At 43.6% G+C, this 12,373-nt stretch carries 13 protein-coding genes; 6 read left to right on the plus strand and 7 right to left on the minus strand.

The window, feature by feature from the left end; all coding sequences use genetic code 11:
- Positions 1-20: 20 nt before the first annotated feature.
- From wrbA to ICN43_RS07815, 3 genes are all read left to right on the plus strand, one after another.
- Complete coding sequence (wrbA, locus tag ICN43_RS07805) at positions 21-617, plus strand: NAD(P)H:quinone oxidoreductase (protein ID WP_216198387.1); 597 nt, start codon at positions 21-23, stop codon at positions 615-617.
- A gap of 6 nt (positions 618-623) precedes the next feature.
- Complete coding sequence (locus ICN43_RS07810; RefSeq protein WP_216198389.1) at positions 624-1,022, plus strand: DUF2069 domain-containing protein; 399 nt, start codon at positions 624-626, stop codon at positions 1,020-1,022.
- A 112-nt stretch (positions 1,023-1,134) separates the two neighbouring features.
- Entirely contained in the window at positions 1,135-1,320 is a 186-nt protein-coding gene (locus ICN43_RS07815) for a hypothetical protein (RefSeq protein ID WP_216198391.1), read from the plus strand.
- Positions 1,321-1,363: 43 nt separating this feature from the next.
- Here the strand turns inward: ICN43_RS07815 and ICN43_RS07820 are convergent, their stop codons facing one another.
- Positions 1,364-2,566, minus strand: coding sequence for an MFS transporter (locus tag ICN43_RS07820; RefSeq protein ID WP_216198393.1), 1,203 nt, complete (start codon positions 2,564-2,566; stop codon positions 1,364-1,366).
- Positions 2,567-2,692: 126 nt separating this feature from the next.
- On the opposite strand from ICN43_RS07820, the gene ICN43_RS07825 reads away from it, so the two are divergent.
- Positions 2,693-2,980, plus strand: a complete 288-nt coding sequence (locus tag ICN43_RS07825; RefSeq protein WP_216198395.1) for a serine/threonine protein kinase — start codon at positions 2,693-2,695, stop codon at positions 2,978-2,980.
- A gap of 31 nt (positions 2,981-3,011) precedes the next feature.
- Positions 3,012-3,785: a polyphosphate kinase 2 gene (gene ppk2, locus ICN43_RS07830; RefSeq protein ID WP_370623170.1), complete on the plus strand. Its 774-nt coding sequence runs from the start codon at positions 3,012-3,014 to the stop codon at positions 3,783-3,785.
- A gap of 5 nt (positions 3,786-3,790) precedes the next feature.
- Here ppk2 and ICN43_RS07835 read toward each other — a convergent pair whose 3' ends face one another.
- The 6 genes from ICN43_RS07835 to ICN43_RS07860 all read right to left on the minus strand — a co-directional run bounded on the left by ICN43_RS07835 (position 3,791) and on the right by ICN43_RS07860 (position 10,898).
- Entirely contained in the window at positions 3,791-4,684 is an 894-nt protein-coding gene (locus ICN43_RS07835; RefSeq protein WP_216198397.1) for an alpha/beta hydrolase, read from the minus strand.
- Between the two features lie 315 nt (positions 4,685-4,999).
- Positions 5,000-6,244, minus strand: a complete 1,245-nt coding sequence (locus ICN43_RS07840; protein WP_216198399.1) for an MFS transporter — start codon at positions 6,242-6,244, stop codon at positions 5,000-5,002.
- Between the two features lie 118 nt (positions 6,245-6,362).
- On the minus strand, positions 6,363-7,772 hold the full coding sequence (locus tag ICN43_RS07845; RefSeq protein WP_216198401.1) for an MmgE/PrpD family protein: 1,410 nt from the start codon (positions 7,770-7,772) through the stop codon (positions 6,363-6,365).
- 69 nt (positions 7,773-7,841) lie between these two features.
- Complete coding sequence (locus tag ICN43_RS07850; RefSeq protein WP_216198403.1) at positions 7,842-9,344, minus strand: tripartite tricarboxylate transporter permease; 1,503 nt, start codon at positions 9,342-9,344, stop codon at positions 7,842-7,844.
- Between the two features lie 38 nt (positions 9,345-9,382).
- Positions 9,383-9,850 carry a hypothetical protein gene (locus tag ICN43_RS07855; RefSeq protein WP_216198405.1) on the minus strand — a complete coding sequence of 156 codons (468 nt, stop codon included), beginning with the start codon at positions 9,848-9,850 and terminating at the stop codon, positions 9,383-9,385.
- A gap of 31 nt (positions 9,851-9,881) precedes the next feature.
- Positions 9,882-10,898, minus strand: coding sequence for a tripartite tricarboxylate transporter substrate binding protein (locus ICN43_RS07860; RefSeq protein ID WP_216198407.1), 1,017 nt, complete (start codon positions 10,896-10,898; stop codon positions 9,882-9,884).
- A 267-nt stretch (positions 10,899-11,165) separates the two neighbouring features.
- Here ICN43_RS07860 and ICN43_RS07865 point away from each other — a divergent pair, with 267 nt between their 5' ends.
- Positions 11,166-12,236: a tartrate dehydrogenase gene (locus ICN43_RS07865; protein WP_216198409.1), complete on the plus strand. Its 1,071-nt coding sequence runs from the start codon at positions 11,166-11,168 to the stop codon at positions 12,234-12,236.
- The last annotated feature ends 137 nt before the right edge of the window (positions 12,237-12,373 follow it).

Genomic DNA, 12,373 nt, shown 5'->3' on the forward strand with positions numbered 1-12,373 from the left:
ATAAGAGATAAGAGAGCAATATGAGTCAATCCGACATTTTAGTTTTGTACTACTCGCGCTATGGGTCTACCCGGGATTTGGCGCGCCTGATTGCCGAAGGCATTGAAAGCGTTCCTGGAGTAAATGCCCGGATGCGCACTGTTCCGCCAGTATCTGCAGTATGTGAGTCCACAGAGGCAGCAGTTCCATCTGATGGAGCTCCTTATGTTGAATACTCAGACCTCAAAGAATGTAGGGGTCTAGCCCTGGGATCCCCAACTCGATTTGGCAATATGGCCGCACCCATGAAATACTTCTGGGATGGCAGTTCTTCGGAGTGGATGAATGGCGCATTGATTGGCAAGCCAGCCTGCGTCTTTACCAGTACTGGCAGCTTGCATGGCGGACAGGAGAGCACTTTGCTCACCATGATGATCCCCCTGCTTCACCACGGCATGATGATCATGGGGATTCCGTACAGCGAACCGGACCTTATGAGTACCTCGACTGGTGGCAGTCCTTATGGAGTCACCCACCTCGCTCATGCTGATGGCCGAGCACCGATTAGCACAGAAGAGCAACGCTTAGCTAAAGCCCAAGGTAAAAGACTGGCTCTGGCAGCACTCAAACTCATTTAAGGATTTATGTTTAAAAGCTGGCTCTCCAAAAACCCCTACCAACTGATTGCTACCGCAGCCTTTATTGACCTCTTTATTTTGTGCGTTGCCTGGGAATGGTTTGTTTCCCCCCTCAGACCTGGTGGATCTTGGCTAATACTGAAGGCTATTCCCCTCTTATTTGCCATACCGGGGCTGTGGAAAGGAAATGTCTACACCATGCAGTGGGCATCGATGCTGATCCTTCTTTACATCACCGAAGGCCTGGTCCGCATCCTGGAAACAGGGACTAATTTCTGGATGGCCACCCTAGAAACCACCATAGCTACTGTCGGCTTTGTATGCTTACTCATGTTCCTAAAACCAATCAAAGCACGAGCTAAAGCAGCAAAAAAAGAGCTCACGACAACAGAAATGTCCAAATAGAAGCCCTAAAAAAGCTTATTTGACCGATTTTTGCTCATTTTTTAAAAATATTACTTATTTCTGTCATCTCATCTAGTTTTCCATGCGTTGTATGCCCATGGAGGTGACAAATATGTCAACAAGACTTAAAAGTTGGGCCCGCGCAGTTGAACAAATCGACCTGTCCAAAAGGACGCCGGAAGTCGCCATTGGCTATTTAGATAGCAAGTATCGCGATATTGCTTGGCGTTATATCCGCATTCTAGGCTTTGAGCGCACCATTAGCTTTATGGCCAGCAACAACTTCCACCCAGAATAATCCTGCAAAAACCTTTGCACTCCAATAAACCCAGATGAGCTATTCATCTGGGTTTTTGTGTTTCTGGGAGCCCAAAAACCCAAAAGGCCAATAGTAGAAAGGCTATTCCAGCGCACGATCCTGAAAACAAAAAGGCGTAGCTCGGATTAAAAGATTCATAAAGCCATCCAAATATTAACGATGCGGGTAGCAGCATTAAGCCAGACACTAGATTGAACCAGCCAAAAGCCGTACCCGCCATCCCCTTTGGAGCTAAGTCAGCTACCAGCGCCTTCTCCACCCCTTCAGTCGCCGCCTTAAACAGCCCATAGATAGCAAATAAGCCATATAGCATCCATAGGCTGGTGCCAGAAAAACTCATGGCCATATAGAAGAATACAAACGCAGCCCAGGCAATCAGGATAAAGTTCTTACGGCTGAATCGATCCGAAAGTGCCGAAAGAGGCGTTCCAAAAACGGTGGTAATCAGGGAGATAGCCGCCCACAATAGAGGAATCTGCTCCTGGGGTACGCCAAGCTCTCTTGCTCTTAATAACAAAAACATATCGGATGAATTTGCCAAAGCAAATATACCGGCAACCAAAATATAACGCTTGAATTGTGGTGGCAGCCCCTCAAGCGACCATGACAATGGCTTCACTTCAGCTTGCTGGCGAAGCGGTTCCCTAAGGCAAAGAGCCAAGCCCACGGCAATTACTCCCGGAATAATTGCCCACAAAAAGATATCCCTCAATGGAATGCCTATAGATAGCAAAAAAGCTGCCATCAAGGGTCCAATAACTGCGCCTGCGTTATCCATAGAACGATGAAGACCAAAGGTAATACCCCGCTGCTTAGGATCAATACTCTCTGCCAACAAGGCATCTCGAGGTGAACTTCTCAAGCCCTTGCCAAGGCGGTCAGTGAAGCGAATACATAAAACCCATGTCCAAGAGTTGGCGATCGCAATGAGAGGCCTGCCAATGCCAGCCAAGAAATAGCCAATCACAATCCAAGGCTTGGTCTTTTTTGTGCGATCAACAATCACACCAGAAATCAATTTAAAGATACTGGAAGTAGCCTCAGCAATTCCCTCAATCAGTCCTAGAGCCTTAGGGCCAGCCATCAGCACAGTGGCAAGGTAAAGCGGCATCAGGGGATACAGCATCTCACTCGCAGCATCGTTCACAAAACTAATGAGGCCAATGAGCCAGACGGTTCGGGGGAGAGAAAATAAAGTCTTGAGCATACAGACCCAATGTAGCATCAAATTAAATGTGGTCCTGACTGTCACAATCGCTTGAAACTCATCTCAATTAAACGTAGGATCGTCGGGTAGGCGTCAGCCTTTTATTCAGTTTTTACATATAGCGCTCTCTATAAAGGATCCATCATGAGTCAGAAAAAATTAGTTAAGCAATTATTAAAAAAACTAGACAAGCTCGAAGCCGATAGAGAGAAGTTGATCGACAAACTTGCAAAAGCATTAGATAAGCTTGAGAAAAAAACTCCAGCTAAGAAAGTTGTTGCCAAGAAAGCGCCTGCGAAAAAGGTAGCAGCTAAGAAAGTTGCAGCTAAAAAAGCTCCAGCTAAAAAAGCGCCTACGAAGAAAGCTCCAGCTAAGAAAGTAGTTACTAAAAAAGCTCCAGTGAAAGTAGTTGCGCCAACAACAAGCGCTTAATAAAAAAATATGTTTAAGGTAAAAGCTGCCCGTGAGTAAATCTTTAGTTCCGGAACATACTTACGAGGCAGATTTACGACTACTTCAAATTGAGTTAGTCAAACTACAGCACCACATTATTCAAAAAGGTAAACGTCTCTTGGTCATCTTTGAGGGGCGCGATACCGCTGGCAAAGATGGGTCCATTAAAAGCATTACCGAGCATTTAAGCCCAAGGGATAGCAGAGTGGTTGCCTTAAGCAAGCCCTCCCCGCGCGAAGAAGGCGAATGGTATTTCCAAAGGTATGTTGCACAGCTTCCTACTGCTGGTGAATTCGTATTATTCAACCGCAGTTGGTACAACCGCGCCGGCGTAGAAAAGGTGATGGGATTTTGTACGGATGAACAGTACAAACAGTTTATGAATACGGTGAATGACTTTGAGTCTTTATTGGTTGGGTCTGATATTCAAGTAATCAAGTATTACCTAGACATTAACAAAGAGGAGCAGGCTCTACGACTTAAAGATCGTGCAAAAGATCCATTAAAGCAATGGAAGATTAGTCCGATTGATCAAAAAGCACAAAAAATGTGGGGCGCCTACTCAGATGCAAGAGACAAGATGCTCAAACACACCAGCTCATCAAACGCACCTTGGACTGTAATTAGCGCAAATGATAAGAAACTGGCTCATCTAAACCTGATAGCAGATCTACTGTCGCGACTGAATTATCCAGACAAAGATAAGAGCATCCTTAAGATAGATCCTAAAATCGTACTCAATTGGCCAGCAAATTCTAAAAAACTTCCCAAGCTATCTAAGTAACTTAATTAGGCAAAAAAGAGTTCGGCCTCCTCAAGCAACTCAAGCGGCAACTCCTCAGGAATATAGTGGCCACAAGGCAGCGCCTTGCCAGAAACATCCTCAGCCACCCCCTTCCAGTCATCTATTGGTGAGAAACATTTGGCGACTAGGCCACGTTCGCCCCACAGAACTCTCAAGGGCATTTGCAATTTTTTACCAGCATCTCTATCGGCACGATCATGAATTAAATCAATTGAGGCTGCGGCACGATAGTCCTCACACATCGCATGCATGGACTCTGGATTACTTGCTCCAGCAAGATATTCAGCCCAGGGTAGTGAATCAAAAATTCCAATACCAGCATGTCTACCCATATGATTTCTAAGCCAGAACTCTGGGTTAGCACCGATCATCGTTTCTGGAATGGGATGCTCCTGGATTAAGAAAAACCAATGCCAATACCCCTTTGCAAATGCCATACTAGTGTTCTCATACATGGTGAGCGTTGGTGAGATATCCAATACCATCAAACGCGCTACGCTATCTGGAAAATCCATCGCTAAACGATGGGCAACTCGACCACCCCGATCATGACCTAGAAGAAAGAATTTTTGATGCCCGAGCGCCTGCATGAGTGCGTGTTGATCAGCAGCCATCGCTCTTTTTGAATAGGTAGAGTGATCCCCTTCACCAGCCGGTTTTGATGAGGCGCCATAACCCCTAAGATCTGCTAAAACAACATTAAACTGCTTTGCTAATGTAGGCGCAATATGCCGCCAAATTGCTTTCGTTTGAGGAAAGCCATGAAGTAATAAGATGGGTGGTCCGCTACCAGCAGTCTGACAGGAAATGTGGATGGGGCCATCATCAGAAGGAATTTCAATTACAGACTCCTTGAAACCTTCAATGCGCAATGTCATCCTATACCCCAATAAAAAGAGCCGTTTAAGAGTCTCTTTAGCTTTGTTAACTACTACCGATCGGCTATTTTCTCAATTTCCTGAACCGTGACAAAGCCTTTATTCTGCTGATCAATTCTACTAAAATTGTCATAGATCCTAGGCATGCAACCATTGGCCTCATTGCGAGTCAGCTTACCATCACGATTGGTATCACATTTAGCAAATCGCTCTTGGATCTCTTTATTGCGAGACGCGTTATCTGCGTGGGCAGGTGCACTTAAGGATATTAATAATATTGTGCAAACAAGGCAGATGTTTTTAGTCATAAGTCTTTTATTGAGGCTGGCTGGCTTTATGGTGGTTACTGTCATCGGGCAATTGAAGAATAAAAATCACTCTGATTAGGGCAATGGCAGCCATAATCCATAGCAAAAATAAGAAGCCTTTATCCTTAACCATAGGCCCTAATAGCCAAACAGCCAGTGAGCTGATAGCAAAAGAAACTGTGTAGCGCATACCAGCAACACGCGAGCGTATTTGATCATCTACGTAACGGATGATCATGGTGTCATTAAATGGAATAGAACCAAATATAAAAGCCATACCTATTAGCAAGGCAATAAATAGCATCCAGCCATCAGCGTAAGCAATAAAAATTAATAAGGGAATCTGTACGAGTGCAACCCAAAATTGGAGTCGCTTCATTGAAAAACGATCTATCCAGTTGCCCACCAGAATTTGAGTAAATGAAGCAACCATATAAATAATTGCTAGCAATGTACCAAGAACAGCAGGATTTTCAATGTGTCCTTTAAATCCATTGCCCAATATTTGCATATTGCCGTTCACCATGAAAGTAAAAATGGCAGATCCAGTCACAGCAGTTACTGTCATCACCATAAATACTTTAGCTAAATCACTTTTAGACAGATTAGATGTTTTTGGTCTCTTACTCTTAGCAGGAGACTCCGACTCTTGCGGAGCAACTTTAATAAAAATTAATCCGCAAATGATGGCAAATAGTCCTGGAATAAAAAAGGCAGCACGCCAGCTAATCCAACTCACTAGGAATCCAGTCAAGATTGCAGCTATAGCAATACCGAAATTACCGGCTAAGCCATTAATACCAATCACCCTACCCGGCCTCTGAGAATCTCGCACCAACATGGGAATGCCAACAGGATGATAAATCGAGGCAAATGCACCTAAAAAAGAAAGTGCGATTGCCAATTGCCAAGCGTTTTGAGAAAACGACACCAGGATCGATGTAATACCCATGCCAAAGAAAAAGATCGCCATTAAGATGCGTCGGCCGTATAAATCACCTAAGCGACCAGCAGGTAATGCGCCTAAACCGAAAAATACAAAAGCCCCAACGCTATAGGGCATCAGATCTTCCCAGCTAGAAAAGCCAAAATCAAGGGCTATAGAAGAAACAGCCACTGCAAAAATGAGTAAGAACATGTGATCAATCGCATGTCCAATATTGAGCAGCAATCCAGTCAATCCAGTAGGAGTTGTTAATAGTGTCTTTAACTCAGATAAGCTCTGTTTAAGTATGAATTTATTAAATTGCATTTAGAAATATTTCATCCTCAACCCTGAATCCCGCCTGACCACTGAGTGAAAAAATCCAACTAGTTAGCATTTCTATTAGGCTGGCTAGTTGGATAATCAATAGAGCATGGTTTAAAACTTAAATCGCCAATAATGCAGTTAACTCTTTGATCGATTTCAAGCTCTCAATACTACGCACGATGTTGACAACCTCTTCGGCGCGACTTGAAGAAAACCGAGCAAACTCACAGTTTTCACGGAACTTATCTGCCACCTCGTCATAATTCATCGGTATTGCCGGGCTACCTCTACCAAAATCAGCGGCACCTCGAATAACCCTGCCATCCTTCATGTTGATAGTTAAGATAGTTGTCATTTTATGGAAACCAGCACGCTCAGCTTCATCGTCTACACCAAAATCAATTCGAGAGATCAGCTCCTGCACATCTGGACGCAACACTACCTCATCAGTAAACTCCGACAATCCCGCTCTACCTTCAAGCAGCAAGATAGCCATACAGAATTCCATCGAGAACTTGGCTTGTAGTTCATTTTGTGGCTTGTGGTGAATTAAGGCATTTGGCATATTGTGGTTGGTACCAACCTTCATAGATGCTACGTCCTTGGCTTGAATATGATGTTCTTTAATCAGCCTTAATAATTCAGTCATCCCAGGATGAGTTAAAGATCCGGATGGATGCGGCTTAATTGATACACCAGGGAAAGAGAAAGTCCAAGGACTGCCAAGTTTGCCAAGAATGGATGCCTCATCGTAACCACCACCAGCAGCACTAAAAAATCCACGTGGAGACTCCAGAATGACATCGGTTGCCGTCCAGCCAATCGAGGCAAACTCAGAAGCTACAACACCACTTTCAGATGCACGGCCAGCATGAAATGGCTTTGTCATTGTTCCAAAATTCTCACGCAATCCTGCTGACTGACTGCCGGCAATAGAAAGTGCACGACGCATCGTTTCTAGATTTAAACCCATTAATTTGCCAGCAGCTGCAGCCGATGCAAATGTTCCGCAGGTCGCCGTTGCATGGAAACCTGTTTGGTAATGTCTTGGGTTTATGGCCTCAGCAATCTTGCACTCAAGCTCCACACCTAATTGATAAGCCAGAAATACATTGGCACCACTAGCATTTAACTGCTCACCGACTGCTATCGCAGACGGCAAAGCTGGAGCAGTTGGATGGGTAAGTAAACCATAAACACGATCCGCAGCAACAGCCAATTGAGTGTCATCATAATCATCCGCATGAACACCAACGCCGTTAGCAAATGCAGCAAATCGTGGTGCAGTTTTAATGTTGGAGCCAATAACAGTGGAAGTTCCCGATGTGACGCCTTGTGCCTGCAAGTAATTTCTAACAAGCTCACCAGATTTAGCAACTGAACCAGAAATTGCCAGTCCAATACCATCTAGCATCGATTTTTTACCGAGCTCAATTACATCAGCCGGTAAATCCTTCAACTGAGTATCGCAAACAAACTGAGCCGCATAGCCTGTTAGGCTCTGTTTATTAGAGGTGTTGCTTGACATTTAAATTCTCTCCATGATTGATATAAACATTAAAAGGATAAAGGGCCCATCAAACGGGCCCAATACAATCTAAACACTTTGGGTCGCTTTCTTTTTAAACTTATCAAAGACTGCGTAGCCTGTTGAAAGCAGAATGAGGGCAAAAATTGCAACGCCACCTGGTCGCTCTAAGAAATAGAAAATATTACCGGCACTCAATTGCATAGACTTAATCGCTTCAGTCTCAAACATTCCGCCCAACAATAAACCGACCACCATTGCTGAAGGTGGGTAATGGTAACGCGCCATGGTCCAGCCAATGACTGAGAAAATGCATAAAGTAATAGCACCGGCTGCATTACCATCCGTTGCAAAACAACCAAATACTGAGATTATTAATACCGTTGGTATTAAGAAACGAATTGGTACCTTAACAATCGAACCAGCGAAGTAAATAAATATTAAGCCAACTGGTATGAGGAATAAGCATTGCGCAATGTTATTTAAAATCAATACGTAAACTAAATCTTTGCTCTTATCAATAAAGCTTGGGCCGACAACAATATTGTGCATAGCAAAGGCAGCCAAGATAACGGCAGTAGCACCACCACCCGGAATACCTAATGAAAGTGTGGTGGCCATTGAACCACCTTCACCGCTACTATTTCCCGACTCAGCAGCAATAACGCCCTCGATATCGCCTTTTCCGAACTTTTCTGGAGTGCTAGAGCGTCTCTTGGCATCAGAATAAGAAAGCAAATTTGATACGGAAGCACCTACACCAGGGGCGGCACCAATAATCATTCCGATCACAGTGCCCCGGAGCATCGTCACTTTATATTTAAAGACAGCCATAAAGCCTGCCATGATCTTCGTTGCACTGAGAGATCTTGCATTTTTATTATCAATAATAAAATTTGCGCTTACCAGACCTAGTAATTGGCTAGAAGCAAGCAGCCCCATCAAAGCAGGAATCGGGCCGATTCCATCCAGTAACTCAGGTATGTCTAAGGTTCCTCGAATAAAACCCACAGTATTCATGCCGATGGTGCCTAACAAAACCCCAAGACCACCAGCAACAAAACCTCTCAGCATCGATGGGCCAGTTAATGAGCCGATCATCAACATACCCCAAAGAGCAATACCAAACATTTCAATGGGGCCAATCTTGATCACTAGATCTGCAATCGGGACCACTAAAAATAAAAGCACTAAATAAGAAATGATGGAACCAATGACTGAGGCACCAAGAGCTGCACCAAGTGCTTCGTTATGCATCCCCTTCCGCGCCATTGGATAGCCATCAAAGGTTGTTGCAACTGCGGCAGAAGTACCGGGGATATTGATTAATACCGCTGGAATCGATCCACCGTACCCCGCCCCTGTATAGACTGAAGTCAAGAAAATAATTGCGGATAAAAAATCCATATACATCGAAATTGGCAAGGTTAATGCCATGGCCATGGTGATCGAAACGCCAGGAAGCGCCCCGAAAAATAAACCAATGGCAATACCAGGTACGACCCACAGCCAAGTATCTAATGAACCCGTCATGAGACCGATTGCTGCCATTAATGCAGATATATCAAACATTTTTTATCTTTTAATGAAGTGCGTGATGGGAAGAAATCTTATAGGTACAAAGTGGGCATTGGGAAGCTAATGAGCATCTTATAAGCCTTCACCATCAGAAAGGTAGTTGCAATGGCATAAATGCCGACCACCAAGGGGCGTCTTTCACCGCAAATCATGCATACGATCACGGAGAAAAATAGAACCCCTACATCAAACCCAACGGTAAACATCACATAAACTAAACCAAACATTGCTAACATCACCCCAACAATTTTGATGAATTCAATCATACTTAGGGGTTCGGGCTTTAAATCATCTGGAATAGATTGTGAACGAAAACATTGCGGCAAAATACAAGCAAGGCATACCAAAACAATAGCTGATACTGGCTGAATGATCAGCAAATTCTCTGGACTTAAAGAAACTGCTCTAGCACTCATCCAGTACCAAGTTACCCAACTAGCAATGACGACTATAAATAATAGATGGCCATAATCGACATCAAATCTTAATTTTGAATTCATTTATTTCTTTGCTAAAAATCGTAAAAAACTATTACTTCGCTCGAATGGTATCAAGGTTGATTAACAGAACACTTGAGGCATTCAGATAATTCTTTTGTGATTGCTGAGGACCATACCATTCAACTGGCAAAGACTGAGCTTTAGCTATCTTGATGTACTCCGGATCCTTAGATGCCTGGGTAATCGCTTTAACCAACGCAGCATACTGCTTCGGATTTTTTGTTTTCATAGTGCTATGCAGAACCCACCCGCGTTGAGAGCCAGGTACATAGTCGGCTACAAATTTATATTTTTTTCCCAGCTCATCAATGGAGGGTACATTAGGAAAATCTGGACTACGTACTTTATCGAATAAAGCCAATCCACGAATGCGTTCCTTAACTGGAAGGAAACCTTCGGCTCCAACTAGACCCACGTCGACGGTTCCACCTAAGACAGCATTACGAGCAGGGCCACCTCCAGTAAAAGTGACAACGCGAACATTTTTGATATCAATATTGAAGGAATTTAGCAGTAGCGTTAAATTCATGAGGTCAGCTGAAGCAGGCTGAACACCAATGCTGACACTCTTCGGGTCTTTCTTCAGCATATTCATGACTTCTTCAAATGACTTAAATTTTGAGTCAGATGCGGTAGCTAGGATGGTGTAATCATTTGATGGCAAGTTAATAACATCAAAATCCTCTAATTTAAATGGCGCTTTTGTTAAACCAATATTTAAGGGGATGTAATTTACAGATGTTTGCAAGATGGTGTATCCATCATCAGGCTGCTGCAAGAAATAGGTATGACCTAATTGGGCACCAGCACCGCCTTTGTTCACAATCTGAATAGGTTGACCAAGATATTTTTGCAAGAATGGAGCCATTGCACGAGACATACGGTCATTCTGTCCGCCCGTTGCAAAAGGGACTACTACAGTAATAGGCCTTGATGGATAGTTGTCGGCCTGCGCATATGAAACACTAGCAATTGAACTCACAGCCGAAAAAATACAAGCCGCTACAACGCCCTTAATCATGCCACGTTTAGATTGAAATGGATTCAATTTAGTCACCTCCAAAATTTTATTATTTTTTAGTTTTAACATCTATTCATTCATTAGATTAGCATGCATCAAGATAGAAACCCTAAACATATTTCACTTAGGATTACTGGGGGTATCTTATATCAGTAGAAACCCTTATATTAAACGCTTGTTTAAAAAATTAGTGAGATAAAAAAATTCACGCTAATATCCCAAAAGATTTTATTAATCGAGCAATCATCTTAGAATGTTAGCCATTCCATCAACCCCTTCTACCCCACAAAAAAAATGAATAAAAAATATCAGATTGCCTCTATTCCTGGAGATGGAATCGGTAAAGAAGTCATTCCTGAGTGTGAAAAAGTGCTCCATGCCCTTTCAGCCCAAAATAAAAATATTGAATTTAATTTTGAACATTTCGATTGGGGTGGTGATTACTACCGCAAACATGGCGTGATGATGCCAGAGGATGGACTTGATCCTTTGCGCTCTAAAGATGCAATTTTGTTTGGGTCAGCCGGGGATCCAAAAATTCCAGATCATATTACGCTCTGGGGCTTACGTCTCAAAATCTGTCAAGGTTTTGATCAGTATGCCAACGTGCGACCTACCCGCATTTTGCCCGGTATTCAAACGCCATTACGAAACTGTCAACCCGATCAACTGGATTGGGTAATCGTTCGTGAAAACTCTGAGGGAGAGTACTCCGGCTTAGGTGGTAGAGCCCACCAAGGCCATCCCATTGAAGTTGCTTCTGATATGAGCATATTGACACGCGTTGGCGTTGAGCGCGTTCAACGTTACGCTTTTAGGCTTGCGCAATCACGTCCCCGTAAACATATTACCGTCATCACTAAATCAAATGCACAGCGCCATGCAATGGTAATGTGGGATGAAATTGCTGTACAGGTTGCAAAAGAATTTCCAGATGTTACTTGGGATAAAGAATTGGTTGACGCAGCCACTGCACGCATGGTGAATCACCCAGAATCATTAGACACCATTGTCGCCACCAATTTACACGCTGATGTTCTCAGTGATTTGGCTGCAGCTTTAGCTGGTAGCCTGGGAATTGCACCAACAGGCAATATTGATCCGGAACGTCGCTACCCTTCCATGTTCGAGCCAATTCATGGTTCTGCATTTGACATTATGGGAAAGGGGCTGGCTAATCCGATCGGCACCTTCTGGTCTGCAGTCATGATGCTGGACTTCTTAGGCGAAAAGGACTTGGGGGCCAAGTTGATGCAAGCAATTGAGAAGGTAACAGCCAACCCCAAATTACATACTCGTGATTTAGGGGGCACAGCAATGATGAAAGATGTCACAGATGCAGTCATTGCAGAGATATCAAAATGAGATTGCATCAAATATCAAGGGATGCACTCACCCAGTCCCTTGATATTTGATGGCCTTCTTAATATCCCATCTTAAATGATGGAATAGTCAAGTGGGCCGACTTGATTTTCTTAGTATTGGCCCCTCAGGGTGTAAGT

The sequence above is a fragment of the Polynucleobacter sp. UK-Mo-2m-Kol15 genome (assembly GCF_018881505.1).
Taxonomy (GTDB): domain Bacteria; phylum Pseudomonadota; class Gammaproteobacteria; order Burkholderiales; family Burkholderiaceae; genus Polynucleobacter.